At 44.2% G+C, this 18,516-nt stretch carries 14 protein-coding genes and 1 tRNA gene; all 15 read left to right on the forward strand.

Features of this window, described 5'->3' with window-relative positions; genetic code table 11:
• Nucleotide 1: 1 nt before the first annotated feature.
• The 15 genes from ACESZG_RS09595 to ACESZG_RS09665 all read left to right on the forward strand — a co-directional run bounded on the left by ACESZG_RS09595 (nt 2) and on the right by ACESZG_RS09665 (nt 18,512).
• On the forward strand, nt 2–2,170 hold the full coding sequence (locus ACESZG_RS09595; protein WP_144137107.1) for an RNA degradosome polyphosphate kinase: 2,169 nt from the start codon (nt 2–4) through the stop codon (nt 2,168–2,170).
• A 255-nt stretch (nt 2,171–2,425) separates the two neighbouring features.
• Nucleotides 2,426–2,497: transfer RNA gene (locus tag ACESZG_RS09600), tRNA-Glu, on the forward strand.
• 347 nt (nt 2,498–2,844) lie between these two features.
• On the forward strand, nt 2,845–4,770 hold the full coding sequence (locus ACESZG_RS09605) for a type IIA DNA topoisomerase subunit B (RefSeq protein WP_025577172.1): 1,926 nt from the start codon (nt 2,845–2,847) through the stop codon (nt 4,768–4,770).
• 72 nt (nt 4,771–4,842) lie between these two features.
• Nucleotides 4,843–7,089 carry a DNA topoisomerase (ATP-hydrolyzing) subunit A gene (locus tag ACESZG_RS09610; RefSeq protein ID WP_055200486.1) on the forward strand — a complete coding sequence of 749 codons (2,247 nt, stop codon included), beginning with the start codon at nt 4,843–4,845 and terminating at the stop codon, nt 7,087–7,089.
• Nucleotides 7,090–7,240: 151 nt separating this feature from the next.
• Nucleotides 7,241–7,705: a ribosome maturation factor RimP gene (gene rimP / locus ACESZG_RS09615; RefSeq protein WP_008707593.1), complete on the forward strand. Its 465-nt coding sequence runs from the start codon at nt 7,241–7,243 to the stop codon at nt 7,703–7,705.
• Between the two features lie 24 nt (nt 7,706–7,729).
• Entirely contained in the window at nt 7,730–8,950 is a 1,221-nt protein-coding gene (gene nusA, locus ACESZG_RS09620) for a transcription termination factor NusA (RefSeq protein ID WP_022380143.1), read from the forward strand.
• Entirely contained in the window at nt 8,934–9,209 is a 276-nt protein-coding gene (gene rnpM / locus ACESZG_RS09625) for an RNase P modulator RnpM (RefSeq protein WP_008707588.1), read from the forward strand. The genes nusA and rnpM overlap by 17 nt, the downstream gene beginning before the upstream one ends.
• Nucleotides 9,160–9,498, forward strand: coding sequence for a ribosomal L7Ae/L30e/S12e/Gadd45 family protein (locus ACESZG_RS09630; RefSeq protein ID WP_008707587.1), 339 nt, complete (start codon nt 9,160–9,162; stop codon nt 9,496–9,498). The genes rnpM and ACESZG_RS09630 overlap by 50 nt, the downstream gene beginning before the upstream one ends.
• Nucleotides 9,499–9,501: 3 nt before the next feature.
• On the forward strand, nt 9,502–12,342 hold the full coding sequence (infB, locus tag ACESZG_RS09635; RefSeq protein WP_343099696.1) for a translation initiation factor IF-2: 2,841 nt from the start codon (nt 9,502–9,504) through the stop codon (nt 12,340–12,342).
• A 168-nt stretch (nt 12,343–12,510) separates the two neighbouring features.
• Complete coding sequence (gene rbfA / locus ACESZG_RS09640; protein ID WP_008707585.1) at nt 12,511–12,906, forward strand: 30S ribosome-binding factor RbfA; 396 nt, start codon at nt 12,511–12,513, stop codon at nt 12,904–12,906.
• Nucleotides 12,907–12,920: 14 nt separating this feature from the next.
• Entirely contained in the window at nt 12,921–13,883 is a 963-nt protein-coding gene (locus ACESZG_RS09645) for a bifunctional oligoribonuclease/PAP phosphatase NrnA (protein ID WP_008707584.1), read from the forward strand.
• On the forward strand, nt 13,880–14,767 hold the full coding sequence (gene truB, locus ACESZG_RS09650) for a tRNA pseudouridine(55) synthase TruB (protein ID WP_368210615.1): 888 nt from the start codon (nt 13,880–13,882) through the stop codon (nt 14,765–14,767). Before ACESZG_RS09645 ends, truB begins: the two co-directional genes overlap by 4 nt.
• A gap of 8 nt (nt 14,768–14,775) precedes the next feature.
• Nucleotides 14,776–15,672, forward strand: coding sequence for a bifunctional riboflavin kinase/FAD synthetase (locus tag ACESZG_RS09655; RefSeq protein ID WP_025577184.1), 897 nt, complete (start codon nt 14,776–14,778; stop codon nt 15,670–15,672).
• Nucleotides 15,673–15,813: 141 nt separating this feature from the next.
• Nucleotides 15,814–16,080, forward strand: a complete 267-nt coding sequence (gene rpsO, locus ACESZG_RS09660) for a 30S ribosomal protein S15 (protein WP_008707580.1) — start codon at nt 15,814–15,816, stop codon at nt 16,078–16,080.
• Between the two features lie 338 nt (nt 16,081–16,418).
• Entirely contained in the window at nt 16,419–18,512 is a 2,094-nt protein-coding gene (locus tag ACESZG_RS09665; protein ID WP_026648524.1) for a polyribonucleotide nucleotidyltransferase, read from the forward strand.
• Nucleotides 18,513–18,516 lie beyond the last annotated feature (4 nt).

Here is an 18,516-nt window from a genome sequence, read left to right on the forward strand (position 1 = left end):
TATGGACTTTGAAAAATTTGAAAAGAAAGAATATTTCGTGAATCGCGAGCTGAGCTGGCTCAAATTTGATGAGCGTGTTCTGAGTGAAGCAAGAGATAAAAATCTTCCTTTGTTTGACAGACTGAAGTTCTTAAGCATTACCGCATCCAATCTGGATGAATTCTTTATGGTGCGTGTGGCGTCTCTTAAGGATCAGGTACATGCAGGATATCATAAAACAGACATTGCAGGAATGACAGCCAAGGAGCAGTTAAAAGAAATCAGTGTCCGTACCCATGAACTGGTTCATGTACAGTATAATACACTGAACCGTTCTCTGATCCCTGCGCTTGAGAAAGCCGGAATGCACCTGGTGGCAGCCCATGAGAATCTTACAGAAGCACAGAGTGTATTTGTAGACAGATACTTTGAGGATAATGTATATCCGGTACTTACACCGATGGCGATGGATTCTTCCAGACCGTTTCCGCTGATCAGAAACAAGACATTAAATATCGGTGCTCTGATCTCCAAGAAGGAGAAGAGTGATAAACTCAGCAAAAAGGATAAAACAGGAGAACTTCTGTTTGCTACAGTGCAGGTTCCGTCTGTGCTTCCAAGGGTGGTGCAGATTCCGTCAAAGAAGGATGGAGATACCACAGTGATCCTGCTGGAAGAGATTATTGAAAGAAATATTGACAAACTTTTCCTGAGTTATGATGTGATATGTGCCCATCCTTACCGTATTATGCGTAATGCGGATCTTACCATTGATGAAGATGAGGCAGAGGATCTGCTGGTGGAGATCCAGCGCCAGTTAAAGAAACGTCAGTGGGGTGAGGTTATCCGTCTGGAAGTAGAGGATAAGATGGATGAACGCCTGCTGAAGATTCTGAAAACGGAATTTGATATCAAAGAGGCAGATATTTTTGAGATAAACGGACCTCTGGATCTTACCATGCTTATGAAAGTATATGGTGCGGATGGCTTTGATGCTTACAAGACACCGAGATATCAGCCGGCACCTGTACCGGAATTTCAGAATGAGAAGGATATTTTCCAGGTGATACGTGAGGGCGATGTATTCCTGCATCATCCTTATATGAGCTTCGATCCTGTTGTAAATTTCGTACGTCAGGCAGCAAAAGATCCGGATGTTCTGGCTATTAAACAGACTCTGTATCGTGTCAGCGGCAATTCACCGATCATTGCTGCCCTTGCTCAGGCAGCAGAAAACGGCAAACAGGTTTCCGTGCTGGTAGAGCTGAAAGCACGTTTTGATGAAGAAAATAATATTGTATGGGCGAAGAAGCTGGAGAAGGCAGGATGTCATGTAATTTATGGTCTGGTAGGCCTTAAGACACACAGCAAGATCACACTGGTTGTGCGCAGGGAAGAGACAGGAATCCGCCGTTATGTGCATCTGGCAACCGGAAACTACAATGATTCCACTGCAAAACTCTATACAGACTGCGGTATCTTTACCTGCGATGAACGTTTTGGTGAAGATGCAACAGCAGTATTTAACATGCTCTCCGGATATTCTGAACCGAAAAGCTGGAATAAGCTGATCGTAGCACCAATCTGGATGAAGGACAGGTTCTTAAGCCTGATTGAACGTGAGGCAGAGAATGCGAAGAAAGGACTCCCGGCGTTAATCCGCGCAAAGATGAATTCTCTCTGTGATCCGAAGATTATTGCTGGATTGTATTATGCATCTTCCTGTGGAGTTCAGGTGGAGCTTCTGGTAAGGGGTATCTGCTGTCTGAAAGTAGGAGTACCGGGAATCAGTGAGAATATTCATGTCCGTTCTATTGTAGGGGAATTTCTGGAGCATAGTCGTATTTTCTATTTTGAAAACGGCGGAAACCCGGAAATCTATATGGGAAGTGCGGATTGGATGCCGCGTAACCTTGACCGCAGGGTAGAGATTGTTTTCCCTGTGGAAGATGAGAAGATTAAGAAAGAGCTGGAGCATGTACTTGATCTGGAGTTTAAGGATAATGTAAAAGCTCATATCCTGCAGCCGGATGGAACTTATGTGAAGCCGGATAAACGAGGCAAAGCCCAGATTAACTCTCAGATGGAATTCTGTATTGAGGCAACTGAGAAAGCAGCACTTCATAAACACGAAGAAAAGAAATCCCGCGTATTCATTCCGGCAGAGCCTGCGGAGGATATAAAGGAATAAGAAACAGTCAGAAACAGAAATAAATAACTGGGAAATGCCATGGAAAGCGGTGGAGCTGCCATGGCATTTCTTCTCTGGGACAAAAAAATAAAAATTTTTTTGTGGCAAAAACCGCATAAATACAGGACTTTTTGAACGAAAAATTCGAGAAAAATAAAAAAATTGAAATTTTTTTAAAAAAGTACTTGCATTTTAGAAAAAGATGGTGTATATTAAACGAGTCGACAGCGAAGAGCAAACGACAGATAAACAAATGGCCAGTTGGTCAAGGGGTTAAGACGTCGCCCTCTCACGGCGAAAACACGGGTTCGATTCCCGTACTGGCTGCTAAAAAAATAGTGAGAATTTAACCAGAGCTTAGGCTCTGGTTATTTTTTGCGTTCAGAAGATTTATAGCTGAATAGAAAGAAAAAGTTGACAGTTGAAAAAACCAATGATAAGATAAATGCACTCAAATTATAACAGAACAGGCTTACAGGCAGAAAAGGATCAGAATTTCGGTTCTGATTATTTTTTTGTGTTTTATTCCATTGACAAGGAAGGTTTAGGCTTGAAAAAAAATAAAAATTCGGTTATAATACGAACAAACGTTTGCAACGTAAAAATTATTTCCTGATTTGCAGTAAGCAATCTGGTTGATGTTGATATATAGAAAGAAAGGAAATGTAACAGACATGGCAAAGAAAAACACCTATGATGCAGGGAGCATCTCTGTCCTGGAAGGTCTGGAGGCGGTTCGTAAGCGTCCGGGAATGTACATCGGAAGTGTTTCACGAAAAGGATTAAATCATCTCATTTATGAGATCGTAGATAACGCAGTAGATGAACATCTGGCAGGATACTGCAGTCTGATCCATGTAGTTCTGGAGAAAGATGGTTCCTGTACAGTAACAGACAACGGACGAGGAATCCCGGTAGATATGCATGAGAAAGGAGTATCGGCAGAGAGACTTGTATTTACAACTCTTCATGCAGGCGGTAAATTTGATAATTCTGCCTATAAGACCAGCGGAGGACTTCATGGAGTAGGATCTTCGGTTGTGAATGCCCTGTCTACATATCTGGACATTAAGATCAGTCGTGACGGATATGTACATCATGATCATTATGAGAGGGGAATCCCCACTCTGGAACTGGAAGATGGACTTTTGCCTAAACTGGGAAGGACCAGACAGACAGGGACCAGTATTAATTTCCTGCCAGACCCGGAGATTTTTGAGAAGACAAGATTCTCAGCAACAGAGGTAAAGAGCAGACTTCATGAAACTGCATACTTAAATCCGGAACTGACGATCCATTTTGAGGACAAAAGAGGTTCTGAGATTGAAGATATTACCTATCATGAGCCAGATGGGATTATTGGATTTATCAAAGATCTGAACCACAGCGCGGAAGTCCTGCATGATCCGGTTTACCTGAAAGGGGAAGCAGACGGCATTCAGGTAGAGGTGGCATTTCAGTTTACCAATGAATTTCGTGAGAATGTACTGGGCTTCTGTAATAACATTTACAATGCAGAGGGCGGTACTCATCTGACCGGATTTAAGACTACATTTACTACGGTCATGAATACTTATGCAAGAGAAATTGGCGTTCTTAAAGACAAGGATCCGAACTTCACAGGTGCAGATATCCGTAACGGAATGACAGCGGTTGTTTCCATCAAGCATCCGGAACCGCGTTTCGAGGGACAGACCAAGACAAAGCTGGATAATCAGGATGCATCACGCGCAACCGGAAAGGTTGTAGGAGAGCAGATGGTACTCTATTTTGACAGAAATCTGGAGACTCTTAAGACCATCCTTTCCTGTGCAGAGAAAGCAGCAAAGATCCGTAAAACGGAGGAGAGGGCGAAGACCAATCTTCTGACAAAGCAGAAATATTCCTTTGACTCTAACGGAAAGCTGGCAAACTGTGAGAAAAAGGATCCGTCCCAGTGTGAGATCTTTATCGTAGAGGGAGATTCTGCGGGAGGTTCCGCAAAGACTGCCCGTAACCGTAATTATCAGGCAATCCTTCCTATCAGAGGCAAGATCCTGAATGTGGAGAAAGCAACCATTGATAAAGTGCTTGCCAATGCGGAGATCAAGACCATGATCAATGCATTTGGATGTGGATTCTCCGAAGGATACGGAAATGACTTTGATATTACGAAGCTTCGTTACGACAAGATTGTGATCATGGCTGATGCCGATGTGGATGGGGCGCATATTTCCACACTGCTCCTGACTTTATTCTACCGTTTCATGCCGGATCTGATCACTGAGGGACATGTGTATATTGCCATGCCGCCATTATATAAAGTCATGCCTAAGAAGGGGCAGGAGGAATACCTGTATGATGATAAGGCACTGGAGAGATACAGACGTGCCCATAAACCGGGAAGCTTTACTCTTCAGAGATATAAAGGTCTGGGCGAGATGGATGCGGAGCAGCTCTGGGAGACTACTCTGAATCCGGAGACAAGAATGATGAAGCGAGTGGAGATTGAGGATGCGAGACTTGCATCAAGCGTGACAGAGATCCTGATGGGAAGCGATGTTCCGCCGAGAAAGAAGTTTATCTATGAGCATGCACAGGATGCAGAGCTGGACATCTGATTTTGCCGGAGTGTTATATGGAAATTAAGACAGATATATGGATATGTGTCTGAAATGGAGGAAAGAGATTAAATGGAAACAAAGCAGGAGAATGTGATTCCCACCGACTATGCGGAGGTCATGCAGAAATCCTATATAGATTATGCCATGAGTGTTATTATCTCCAGAGCCCTGCCAGATGTGCGTGACGGATTGAAACCTGTACAGAGAAGAACTCTGTATGATATGTATGAACTGGGTATCCGTTATGACAGACCATACAGAAAATGTGCCCGTATCGTAGGTGATACCATGGGTAAATATCATCCACACGGTGACAGTTCTATCTACGAAGCACTTGTGGTAATGGCTCAGGATTTTAAGAAAGGCAAAACACTGGTCGACGGACATGGAAACTTCGGTTCCATCGAGGGCGACGGTGCAGCGGCCATGCGATATACAGAAGCCAGACTGGAGAAACTGACACAGGATGTCTTCCTCGAAGATCTGGATAAGAATGTAGTAGATTTTATGCCGAACTTTGACGAGACAGAGAAGGAACCTGTGGTACTTCCTGTCAGAATCCCGAATCTGCTGGTAAACGGTGCGGATGGTATCGCTGTCGGTATGGCAACCAGTATTCCGCCTCACAATCTGGGTGAAGTGGTAGATGCGGTGAAGGCATATATGAAGAATAATGACATCAGTGTCAAAGGGCTGATGCGCTATCTCAAGGGACCGGACTTTCCGACAGGTGGTCTGGTAGTAAATAAAGATGACCTGCTCAGGATTTACGAGACAGGAACAGGGAAGCTCCGTGTCAGAGGTAAAGTGGAGACAGTGAAGCTTAAAGGCGGCAGACAGCAGCTTGTGATCACAGAGATTCCTTACACAATGATCGGGGCAAATATCGGAAAATTCCTGAATGATATTGCGTCTCTTGTGGAAAACAAGAAGACAACAGATATCGTGGATATTTCCAATCAGTCTTCCAAAGAGGGAATCCGTATTGTTCTTGACCTGAAGCGTGACGCAGATGTAGAGAATCTTACAAATATGCTCTATAAGAAGACAAAGCTGGAAGATACTTTTGGCGTGAATATGCTGGCAGTTGCGGATGGCAGACCGGAGACTCTGAGTCTGAAGCAGGTGATCGAGCATCACGTAGATTTCGTATTCGATGTCACGACCAGAAAGTACACCACCCTTCTGAATAAAGAGCAGGAGAAGAAAGAAATCCAGGAAGGTCTGATCAAGGCATGTGATGTGATCGACCTGATCATCGAGATCCTGCGAGGAAGCAAGAACAGAGAACAGGTAAAGAAATGCCTGGTTGACGGTGTGACAGAAGGAATCAGGTTCAAGAGCAAATCAAGCGAGAAAGCTGCGCAGAAGCTGCATTTCTCAGAAAAACAGGCAGCTGCGATCCTGGATATGCGTCTGTACAAACTGATCGGTCTGGAGATCGAGGCACTTCAGGCAGACTATGCAGAAACAATGAAGAACATTGCCATTTATGAAGATATCCTGAATAATTATGATTCCATGGCAGAAGTGATCATGAAAGAACTGGATCAGATCAAGAAAGAATACGGTACGAAACGCCGCACAGTGATCGAGAATGCAGAAGAAGTTGTCTATGAGGAAAAGAAGATGGAAGAAATGGAAGTCACATTCCTTATGGACCGCTTCGGATATATGCGGACCATTGATAAGTCTGCATATGAGAGAAATAAAGAAGCTGCCAATGCAGAGAACAAATATGTGTTTAACTGTATGAATACAGATAAGATCTGTATCTTTACAGATAATGGAAAGATGCACAGTATCAAGGTGGCAGATATTCCGCTGGTTCGTTTCAGGGATAAGGGGACACCGGCAGATAATCTGAGCAATTATGACAGTGCACAGGAACGTATGCTCTATGTAGCACCACTGGCATCTGTAAAAGAAAATACACTTCTGTTTGTCACTGCTGCATCCATGTGCAAGCTGGTGAGTGGTGCAGAGTTTGATGTGGCGAAGAGAACGATTGTGTCTACGAAACTTGCTGAAGAGGATTCTCTGATCTTTGTGGGTTCTGCGGATGAAATGGAACAGGTGGTATTCCAGAGTGAAGGCGGATATTTCTTAAGATTTCAGAAACAGGATATTTCTGCTATGAAGAAAACATCTATCGGGGTGCGTGGAATGAAACTGGCAGAAGGAGATAAGCTGGATCATGCATATCTTCTGGAAAGCCGCCAGGAATATACCATTACTTACCATGATAAACCCTATGTTCTCAACAGGATAAAACTGTCCAAACGGGACAGTAAAGGAATAAAACCACGTATATAAAACCAACAAATCCGCTAAAATCAAGGTTTTTGCAGGAAAAGCCTTGCAATTGCCGGAAATTGGTGTTACAATACATCTAAATTAGAACTTGTTGACAAAGGAGTGGGCGTGAGCCCACTCTTATTTGTTGCATGGAAAGGCAGGTGGGAAAATGAGCAGACGGGAAGAGTATGAAAAGCGCGCAGAGGAACTTCTGGCACCGATCGTAGAACTTAACGGCTTTGAACTGGTTGATGTAGAATATGTAAAGGAAGCAGGAAACTGGTATCTGAGAGGATACATTGACAAACCAGGCGGAATTACAGTAAATGACTGTGAGACAGTCAGCAGAGCTTTCAGTGACAAACTGGATGAGAATGATTTTATTGAAGACAGTTATATCATGGAGATCAGTTCACCGGGACTGGACAGACCGCTGAAGAAAGACAAAGACTTTGAGAGAAACATGGGAAAACTGGTGGAAATCCGTACCTATCGGCCAATCGAGAAGCAAAAAGAGTTCTGCGGGATTTTGACCGCATATGATAGTAACAGTGTGACAATCGATGAGGATGGAACCGAGCGTGTTTTTGATAAGAAAGACACAGCCCTGATACGCCTCGCAATAGAGTTTTAGTTAATTCGGGAGGATAAGAAAAAAATGAGCAGAGAGTTAAAGGAGGCACTGGATATCCTTGAAAAGGAAAAGAGTATCAGCAAAGATACTCTGCTTGAGGCAATTGAGCAGTCTCTGATCCAGGCCTGCAAAAACCATTTTGGAAAAGCTGACAATGTACATGTAACTATTAATCCGGAAACCTGCGATTTTTCAGTGTATGCAGACAGAAGTATCGTAGAATACGTAGAGGATCCTGCAATGGAGATTTCTCTGGCAGATGCTTTGAAGATCACATCAAGAGCTGAGATCGGAGGCATGATACAGGTTCCGATCCAGTCTAAGGAATTCGGACGTATTGCGACACAGAATGCAAAGAACGTTATCCTGCAGAAAATCCGTGAGGAAGAACGTAAAGTGCTGTATGATGAATACTATGGAAAAGAAAAAGAAGTAGTAACCGGTATTGTACAGCGTGTGATGGGCAAGAATGTAAGCATCAATCTTGGTAAGGCAGATGCAGTATTAAGTGAGAATGAACAGGTGAAAGGGGAAACCTTCCAGCCGACAGAGAGAATTAAGGTGTATATTCTTGAAGTCAAGGATACCCCGAAGGGACCTCGTATTCTGGTATCCAGAACTCATCCGGGACTTGTGAAACGTCTCTTTGAGTCAGAAGTTGCAGAAGTAAAAGACGGAACTGTTGAGATCAAGAGCATCGCACGTGAGGCCGGTTCCCGTACAAAGATCGCTGTATGGAGCAACGATCCGGATGTAGATGCAGTTGGTGCATGCGTAGGTATGAACGGTGCACGTGTCAATGCAGTAGTTGAGGAACTTCGCGGTGAGAAGATCGATATCATCAACTGGGATGAGAATCCTGCGATCCTGATCGAGAATGCATTGAGCCCTGCAAAGGTTATCGCAGTTATGGCAGATCCTGATGAGAAGACAGCTCTGGTAGTTGTTCCTGATTATCAGCTGTCCCTTGCAATCGGTAAAGAAGGTCAGAATGCACGTCTTGCTGCAAGACTTACAGGATTTAAGATTGACATCAAGAGTGAGACTCAGGCAAAAGAAGCCGGTGATTTCTATGATTATGATGATGACGAGACTGCAGAAGATGCAGCTGAGGCATCAGCAGAGGAAACTTCAGCAGAAGATTCCCTGACAGAAGAAACCGAAGCAGAAGAAGTTTCAGAGGAAGTTCCTGTAGAAGAAGAGCCACAGGCTCAGGAAGCAGGAGAGAATGAAGACGAAGAATAAGATTCCCATGCGCCAGTGTACCGGCTGCAGGGAAATGAAAAGCAAGAAAGAGATGCTCAGAGTTCTTAAGACTACAGAAGATGAGATCGTGCTTGATACTACCGGTAAGAAAAACGGCAGAGGCGCATATCTGTGTCTTTCCAGAGAATGTCTGGATAAAGCGATTAAAAATCATGGACTTGAGCGTTCACTGAAAACTGCGGTTCCGGATGAGGTATACGAACGACTTAAGAAGGAGCTGGAAGATATTGAAAAATAACAGAGTACTGTCGCTGATAGGGCTGGCTACCAAAGCAGGCAAGACCGTAAGCGGAGAATTTTCCACAGAGAAATCTGTAAAGACCGGAAAAGGACTGCTTGTGATCGTTGCTGAGGATGCCTCCGAGAATACAAAGAAGAAATTCAGGAATATGTGCAGTTTTTATGAAGTTCCGATTTTCTTCTTCTCAGATAAAGAGAGCTTAGGCAGAGCAATGGGAAAGGAGTACCGCGCCTGTCTGGCTGTCCAGGATGAGAACTTTGCGAAAGCAATCATGAAGGAGGTATAGCGATTGTCAAAATTAAGAGTACATGAGCTGGCCAGAGAGCTTGGACGACAGAACAGAGAAGTGATCGAGTTTCTGAAATCAAAAGGCGTTGATGTGAGAAGCCATATGAGTATGGTGGATGAGCCTGCGGTTTCGGAAGTAAAGAATAGATTCAGAAAAGACAATAATAACAGGGGAAAGGAGCATATTGCGAAATTGGAGACTCCCAAGACAGAAGAAAAGGTTGTAACAGCAAAATCAGAAGGAGATAAAACTGAAACACCTAAAAAGAAAAAAAATATTATCCGCGTTTTTCATGCACAGAATGCAAGTGACGGAGGAAAAACAAGAAAGAAACCTGTGAAAGCTGAAGGCGAGAGAACAGGTTCACCAAGAAATGCAGAAGGAAGAAATTCCGACAGTTCAAGAACAGACGGTGACAGACCAAGAAGAAATAATAATGACCGCCCAGGCACAGGCAACAGAAGACCGGACGGACAGAACCGTCAGGGAAGACCTCAGGGTGAAGGAAGATCCCAGGGAGATAACCGCCAGGGAGGACGTTTTGGCCAGGGAAGAAACCAGGGCGAAGGAAACCGTCAGGGAAGACCTCAGGGCGAGGGAAGATCCCAGGGAGATAACCGCCAGGGAGGACGTTTCGGCCAGGGAAGATCCCAGGGCGATGGTCAGGGCCGTACGGGCGGAAGATTCCAGGGCGATGGAAATCGTCAGGGAGGACGTTTCGGACAGGGAAGACCACAGGGAGATGGAAACCGTCAGGGAGGAAGACCGCAGGGCAATGGCCAGGGTCGTCCGGACGGAAACAGAAGTGAAGGACGTGACGGACGCTTCGGCGGCAGTCAGGGACGTCAGGGACAGCGCCAGAATACAAGAAAGAATGACGATATGGCATTTGCACCGGAACTGACAAAGACTTCCAAAGACAGCAAGAGAGAAAGAGACAGAGAGAACAAAAACAAGAAAAAAGATTTTGATAAGACACAGAGTGGCGGACGCAGACCAAATCAGGGTGGATTCAATAAGAATTCCAGAATCCCGAAAGCTCTGCAGAAACCGGCTCCGCAGCCAAAACAGGAAGAGAAGAAACCTGAGGTTAAGGAAATCACACTTCCGGAGAAGATGACGATCCGCGAACTGGCAGAAGCTATGAAAATGCAGCCGTCAGTAATTGTGAAGAAGCTCTTTATGCAGGGTATGATGGTTACCGTAAACCATGAGATCGATTTTGAGAAAGCTCAGGAGATTGCTCTGGAATATGATATCATCGCAGAACCGGAAGAGAAGGTAGACGTTATCGAAGAACTCCTCAAAGAGGATGAAGAAGACGAAAAAGATATGGTTTCAAGACCACCTGTAGTCTGTGTTATGGGCCACGTCGACCATGGTAAAACATCTCTTCTGGATGCAATCCGTAAGACAAATGTAACACGTGGAGAAGCCGGCGGTATCACACAGCACATCGGTGCTTCTGTAGTAGAGGTTGGCGGACAGAAGATCACATTCCTGGATACACCTGGACATGAAGCTTTCACAGCTATGCGTATGCGTGGTGCAAACTCCACAGATATTGCAGTTCTGGTTGTAGCAGCTGATGATGGTGTGATGCCTCAGACAGTAGAGGCTATCAGCCATGCGAAGGCGGCAGGCGTTGAGATCATAGTTGCAATCAACAAGATTGATAAGCCAAGTGCTAATATTGAGCGTGTAAAACAGGAACTTTCTGAATATGAACTGATTCCGGAAGACTGGGGCGGAAGTACGATTTTTGTTCCTGTATCCGCACATACAGGAGAGGGAATCGATACTCTTCTTGAGATGATCCTTCTTACAGCCGAGGTATGTGAATTAAAGGCAAACCCGAACCGTTCCGCAAGAGGTCTTGTAATCGAGGCTCAGCTTGATAAAGGTAAAGGTCCGGTTGCCACGATCCTTGTCCAGAAAGGTACTCTTCATGTGGGAGACTTTATTGCAGCAGGAGCATGCAATGGTAAGGTTCGTGCCATGATGGATGATAAGGGACGCAGGATTAAAGAAGCAGGTCCTTCTACTCCTGTAGAAATCCTGGGACTTGGTGATGTGCCGAATGCAGGTGAAATTCTTCTTGCATTTGACAGTGATAAGGAAGCCAAGAACTTTGCAGGTGCATTTGTATCTGAGAACAAGAACCGTCTTCTTGAGGAGACTAAGGGCAAATTATCTCTGGATAATCTCTTTGATCAGATTCAGGCAAGCGATCTGAAGGAACTTCCGCTCATTGTCAAAGCAGATGTACAGGGATCTGTGGAAGCTGTAAAACAGAGTCTGACCAAACTTTCCAACGAAGAAGTGGTTGTAAAGGTGATCCATGGCGGTGTTGGTGCGATCAATGAGTCTGACGTAAGTCTTGCGGCTACATCAAATGCGATCATTATCGGCTTTAATGTCCGTCCGGATGCAACCGCAAAACAGCTTGCTGAACAGGAAGGTGTGGATCTTCGTCTGTACAGAGTTATTTATCAGGCAATTGAGGATGTAGAAGCTGCCATGAAGGGTATGCTTGATCCTGTATTTGAGGAAAAAGTTATCGGTCATGCGGAAGTGCGTCAGCTGTTCAAGGCATCCGGCGTTGGTACGATTGCAGGAAGCTACATTCTGGATGGTATTTTCCAGAGAAATTGCAAGGTTCGTATTTCCAGAGAAGGCGAGCAGGTATTTGAAGGTGAGCTTGCATCCCTGAAGAGATTCAAAGACGATGTTAAGGAAGTTAAGGCAGGATACGAATGTGGCCTTGTATTTGACGGATTTAACGATGTGAAAGAGGAAGATAAAGTAGAAGCTTATATCATGGTAGAAGTACCGAGATAGTAATGGTTTATAAAGGTAAGGTGCGCGGTTCATAGTGTCAGGTACAGTGTGGTGCGCACCTTGACTTGATTGTGGTAATTCAGAGAATAATGTGACCGGGATAGTTGATGATCCGGATTGCTCACAGTATTTAACAGAATTGCTGGATATATAGGAGTAAAACTTAAAATGAGAAAAAACAGTATTAAGAATACCCGGATCAATGGGGAAGTCCAGAAGGAACTCAGCACCATTATCCGCAACGAGATCAAGGACCCGCGTATTCATCCGATGACTTCTGTCATGGCTGTAGAAGTGGCTCCTGATCTGAAAACCTGCAGAGCATATATCAGTGTGCTGGGTGAAAAAGAAGCAAAGGAAGCGACGATCAAAGGTCTGAACAGTGCAGAAGGCTACATCAGACGCCAGCTGGCGCGTAATTTAAACCTGAGAAATACACCGGAGATCCGTTTTATCCTGGACGAATCTATTGAGTATGGTGTAAATATGTCAAAGCTTATTGATGATGTTACCAAGAAAGACAGCAACTCCCACAGACAGGATGAGGAGCAGGATGAGAATTAAAAGAGGATGAGAACATGGAAAATATTGCGGAAATACTGGAAGGTGTGAAAACAATGGGAATCGGCGGACATATCCGTCCGGATGGTGACTGCGTTGGTTCCTGTATGGCGTTATATTTATATGTAAAAACCTATTATCCGGAAATTCAGGCAGATGTGTACCTGGATAATCCCAAACCTGTTTTCGGACATATTGACTGTATGGATGAGATTAAAACAGAGCTGGACGGTGACAAAGAGTATGACCTTTTTGTTACCTGTGATGTAAGTGCAAGAGACAGACTTGCCATTGCAGGTCCATACTTTGACACTGCAAAAAGAACAGCATGTATTGATCATCATATCAGTAACTCCGGATTTGCACAGGTGAATCATATCAGGGGAGAGGTAAGCTCTGCCTGTGAAGTTCTCTATGGGCTTTTTGATCCTGAGAAAGTGGTCCGTACCATTGCAGTGCCGATCTATACGGGAATGGTTCATGACACAGGGGTATTTCAGTACTCTTCAACTTCACCGGAGACCATGCGTATTGCCGGGGAACTGATGAAGACAGGATTCAATTTCAGTAAGATCATTGACGAATCTTTCTATCAGAAAACTTATGTGCAGAATCAGGTAATGGGGCGTGTTCTTGCAGAGAGTATCCTGCTTCTGGATGGAAAATGTATTATCGGATATCTTAAAAAAAGAGACATGGAGTTCTATGGTGTGGATGGCAAGGATCTGGACGGTATCGTCAGTCAGCTTCGCCTTACAGCGGGAGTGGAAGTTGCCATGTTTATCTATGAAGTGGAAACTCAGTCTTTCAAAGTTTCCCTGCGTTCCAACGGAAATGTGGATGTAAGCAAGATTGCAGTATATTTTGGCGGCGGCGGTCATATGAGAGCAGCAGGATGTGATCTTCAGGGTTCTGTGTATGATGTGATCAACAATGTGACAGAACAGATCTGCAAACAGTTTCAGGAGCAGGAAGTCTGATGGATGGAGTAATTGTAATCCGTAAGGAAAAAGGATTCACTTCCCATGATGTGGTGGCAAAGCTTCGGGGAATCCTTCATATGAAGAAAATCGGACATACCGGAACTCTTGATCCGGATGCAGAAGGAGTGCTCCCGGTGGCTCTGGGAAAAGCAACCCGTCTGGTGGATATGATCACAGATAAAGAGAAAACCTATGAGGCAGTGATGCGTCTGGGTGTTGTTACGGATACTCAGGATATGAGCGGAACTGTTCTCTCACAGACTACAGAGCTTTCCGTTACAGAAGAAGAGCTTTGCACAGTGGTCAGTTCTTTTGTGGGAGACTATATGCAGGTGCCGCCAATGTATTCAGCACTGAAGGTCAATGGAAAGAAACTCTATGAACTTGCCAGAGAGGGCAAGACTGTGGAGCGTAAATCAAGACCTGTACATTTTTATGAGATAGAAATTCTGGATATCAGTTTTCCGCTGGTGCGTTTTCGTGTGACCTGCAGCAAGGGAACCTATATCCGTACTCTGTGCCATGATATAGGGGAAAAGCTGGGCTGTGGAGCTGCCATGGAAAGTCTTTTGCGGACAAAGGTGGGCAGATTTACACTGGATGATGCTATTACCCTGGCGCAGACAGAAGAGGCAGTGCAGGAAGGAACCATAGAGAGTAAAATCCTCGGTATTGAGGAGATTCTTGCAGAGTATCCAAGGGTATGCTGTACAAAAGAAGGGGACAGACTTCTGGCTAATGGAAATCCTCTTGTACAGGCACTGGTCGATGCACAGGAGAAAAAAGGATGGATCCGTATGTGCAGCAGTGAAGGCAGTTTTTCCGGAGTTTACCAGTGGGACGAGAAAAGAAACAGGTATTTCCCTGTAAAAATGTTTTAGGAGACATGATGGAATATTTAAGGATTGAGAATGATTTTCCCAGAATTTCACACAGTGCGGTAACACTTGGGAAGTTTGACGGCATACACCGCGGACATCAGAAACTGGTTGAGAAAATTATTGAGCAGAAACAGGAAGGTGCACAGGCGGTTGTACTTGCGCTTGGAACTGCCTCAAGAACAATCCTCACAAAGGAAGAGAGATGTCGTATATTGGAAGAAATGGGAGTGGATATACTGTTGGAATGTCCGCTCACAGAGAAAATACGGCACATGAAAGCAGAGAATTTTATAAAAGAAATATTGATAGGAGATCTGCAGGTTTCCTATGTGGCAGTTGGAGAGGATTTCCGTTTTGGCTATGAGCGGAAAGGAACTCCTGCCATGCTCAAAGAGTTCGGAAAGAAATATGGATTTCATACGGAAGTCCTGCCAAAAGAAATGGACGGACGCCGTAAGATTAGTAGTACCTTTGTCAGGGAAGAACTGAACAGAGGAAATATGGAAAAATTCCGTTTCCTTATGGGAACAGATTTCTCAGTAGAAGGAATCGTTGAACATGGACGTGGAATGGGACATAAATATCTGCTTCCGACCACCAACCTGATCCCTCCGGTAGAGAAACTGATGCCTCCAAACGGGGTTTATATCACAGTATCCCATTTCAGAGACAGAAGTTATCAGGGAATTACCAATGTAGGTCATAAGCCTACTGTTGGCGGCGAGAAGTTTATTGGTGTGGAAACATATCTGTTTGACTGCAATGAAGATCTGTATGGGGAATACTGCAAGGTAGATTTCAAAAAATTCCTCAGACCTGAACAGAAGTTTTCTTCGCTGGAGGCACTGAAGGCACAGCTGGAGAGGGATGCTGTGAAGGGACAGGAATATTTTGAAACTTTGTAAAAAAGAGGTTTACACGCCAGAATCAATGTGCTATACTAACCAAGGTGAATTTAGCCCATGTTCAGGGACCGGACGCTCCGACCATCTCTTAATGTGTGGCGGTCAATCAATAATAATTATAGAATACAGGAGGAAATCACAATGATTTCAAAAGAAAAGAAAGCAGCGATCATGAAAGAATATGCAAGAACTGAAGGCGATACAGGATCACCGGAAGTACAGGTAGCAGTTCTTACAGCAAGAATTCAGGAACTTACAGAGCATTTACAGAGCAACCATAAAGATCATCACTCCAGACGTGGTCTTCTGAAAATGGTAGGTCAGAGACGTGGACTGTTAGCTTACCTGAAGAAAACAGACATCGAAAGATACCGTGCACTGATTGAAAAATTAGGCTTAAGAAAATAATAGCCTTTTAGTATGCGGAAGGGGGCGGATTTCCATCCGCCTCCCTTTTTATGCAAGTGGAATTGTTGTTTTAATGTGTATGCAATGCATATTCAGAAACTATGAAACGCAGCAGGAGTTATTTCCGAGACTACTGAAAAGATTATTTTGCAAAATAACTGAAAAAGTAGTTTTTTCAGTTGTTTCGGACTCCTGTTTTAATGTGACATTGTAATACCATGTAAATTTGAAAATTGCCGTCTGATACAGGAATATCTGTCCTGATTGGGGGAAGGCAAAAATTCACAGAAAGATTTGAAAAAATAATAACCAGAATATGAAAAAAGGAGAATGAACATATGTACAAAAGTTATTCCATGGAATTAGCCGGAAGAACCTTGACAGTAGATATCAACCGCGTTGCAAAACAGGCAAACGGTGCAGCATTAATGCACTATGGTGATACTACAGTTTTATCTACAGCAACAGCATCCAAAGAGCCAAGAGAAGGAATTGATTTCTTCCCGTTAAGCGTTGAATATGAAGAGAAAATGTATGCAGTAGGCAAAATCCCAGGAGGATTTAACAAGAGAGAGGGAAAAGCAAGCGAGCATGCAATCCTTACTTCCCGCGTGATCGACAGACCAATGCGTCCTCTGTTTCCGAAGGACTACAGAAACGACGTAACACTGGTAAACATGGTTATGTCTGTTGATCCTGAGTGTAATCCGGAGATTCCGGCTATGCTTGGTTCCTCTATTGCAACCTGCATTTCCGATATTCCGTTTGATGGTCCGTGTGCTACCACACAGGTTGGTCTGATCAATGGTGAATATATCATCAACCCTACCATGGCACAGAAAGATGTATCTGACCTTCAGCTTACAGTAGCTTCCACAAGAGAGAAAGTAATCATGATCGAAGCCGGCGCAAAAGAAGTTCCGGAAGACAAGATGATCGAAGCTATCTACAAAGCTCATGAAGTAAACCAGGAAATCATCAAATTTATCGATAAGATCGTAGAAGAATGCGGAAAACCGAAACACAGCTATGAATCATGTGCAGTTCCGGAAGAACTCTTCGCAGCGATCAAAGAGGTCGTACCTCCGGCAGAAATGGAAGTTGCCGTATTCTCTGACGATAAACAGACAAGAGAAGAAAATATCCGTCAGGTAACAGAGAAACTGAAAGAAGCTTTTGCCGACAAGGAAGAGTGGCTTGCAGTTCTGGGCGAGGCTGTATATCAGTACCAGAAGAAGACTGTCCGCAAGATGATCTTAAAAGACCACAAACGTCCTGATGGTCGTGCCATTACTCAGATCCGTCCTCTGGCAGCAGAGACAGATATTATCCCGAGAGTACATGGTTCTGCTATGTTCACACGTGGACAGACACAGATCTGTACCATCACAACTCTGGCTCCTCTTGCAGAAGCACAGAAGCTTGACGGACTTGACGAATTTGAAACTTCAAAGAGATATATGCATCACTACAATTTCCCGTCCTATTCTGTAGGTGAGACAAAACCATCCAGAGGACCGGGACGTCGTGAGATCGGACATGGTGCACTTGCTGAAAGAGCATTAGTTCCTGTACTTCCAAGCGAAGAGGAATTCCCATATGCGATCCGTACTGTATCTGAGACATTTGAATCCAATGGTTCTACTTCTCAGGCAAGTATCTGTGCATCCACAATGTCTCTGATGGCAGCCGGTGTACCGATCAAAAAACCGGTAGCAGGTATTTCCTGTGGTCTGGTAACAGGCGATACAGATGATGATTACATCGTTCTGACAGATATCCAGGGACTTGAAGACTTCTTCGGAGATATGGACTTCAAGGTAGCCGGAACTCATGACGGTATCACAGCAATCCAGATGGATATCAAGATCCATGGACTGACAAGACCGATCGTAGAAGAAGCAATCAGACGTACAAAAGAAGCTAGAGAATATATCCTGACAGAAGTTATGGAGAAATGCATCGCAGCTCCCCGTACAGCTGTAGGCGAATATGCTCCGAAGATCATCCAGATCCAGATCGATCCTCAGAAGATCGGTGATGTTGTAGGTCAGAGAGGAAAGACTATCAATACGATCATCGAGCGTACAGGTGTTAAGATCGATATCACAGACGAAGGTGCGGTATCTATCTGTGGAGTTGATCAGAAGAGCATGGATGAGGCAGCTAACATGGTTAAGATCATTGCAACTGATTTTGAAGCAGGACAGATCTTTACAGGTAAAGTTGTCAGCATCAAAGAGTTTGGTGCATTCGTTGAATTTGCACCGGGTAAAGAGGGAATGGTACACATTTCCAAGATCTGTAAAGAAAGAATCAATCGTGTTGAGGATGTTCTCACACTTGGTGATAAAGTTAAGGTTATCTGCCTTGGCAAAGACAAGATGGGAAGAATCAGCTTCAGCATGAAGGACGTACCGGAAGAAGCGTAAAAAA

Source organism: Blautia sp. Marseille-P2398, from assembly GCF_964240315.1.
Taxonomy (GTDB): Bacteria; Bacillota; Clostridia; order Lachnospirales; family Lachnospiraceae; genus Blautia_A; species Blautia_A wexlerae.

Excerpts from the sequence above, each read along its gene's own strand:
- ACESZG_RS09595 (WP_144137107.1), top strand. The coding sequence starts at position 2 with ATGGACTTTGAAAAATTTGAAAAGAAAGAATATTTCGTGAATCGCGAG.
- ACESZG_RS09605 (WP_025577172.1), top strand. The coding sequence starts at position 2,845 with ATGGCAAAGAAAAACACCTATGATGCAGGGAGCATCTCTGTCCTGGAA.
- ACESZG_RS09610 (WP_055200486.1), top strand. The coding sequence starts at position 4,843 with ATGGAAACAAAGCAGGAGAATGTGATTCCCACCGACTATGCGGAGGTC.
- rimP (WP_008707593.1), top strand. The coding sequence starts at position 7,241 with ATGAGCAGACGGGAAGAGTATGAAAAGCGCGCAGAGGAACTTCTGGCA.
- nusA (WP_022380143.1), top strand. The coding sequence starts at position 7,730 with ATGAGCAGAGAGTTAAAGGAGGCACTGGATATCCTTGAAAAGGAAAAG.
- rnpM (WP_008707588.1), top strand. The coding sequence starts at position 8,934 with ATGAAGACGAAGAATAAGATTCCCATGCGCCAGTGTACCGGCTGCAGG.
- ACESZG_RS09630 (WP_008707587.1), top strand. The coding sequence starts at position 9,160 with ATGAGGTATACGAACGACTTAAGAAGGAGCTGGAAGATATTGAAAAAT.
- rbfA (WP_008707585.1), top strand. The coding sequence starts at position 12,511 with ATGAGAAAAAACAGTATTAAGAATACCCGGATCAATGGGGAAGTCCAG.
- ACESZG_RS09645 (WP_008707584.1), top strand. The coding sequence starts at position 12,921 with ATGGAAAATATTGCGGAAATACTGGAAGGTGTGAAAACAATGGGAATC.
- ACESZG_RS09655 (WP_025577184.1), top strand. The coding sequence starts at position 14,776 with ATGGAATATTTAAGGATTGAGAATGATTTTCCCAGAATTTCACACAGT.
- rpsO (WP_008707580.1), top strand. The coding sequence starts at position 15,814 with ATGATTTCAAAAGAAAAGAAAGCAGCGATCATGAAAGAATATGCAAGA.
- ACESZG_RS09665 (WP_026648524.1), top strand. The coding sequence starts at position 16,419 with ATGTACAAAAGTTATTCCATGGAATTAGCCGGAAGAACCTTGACAGTA.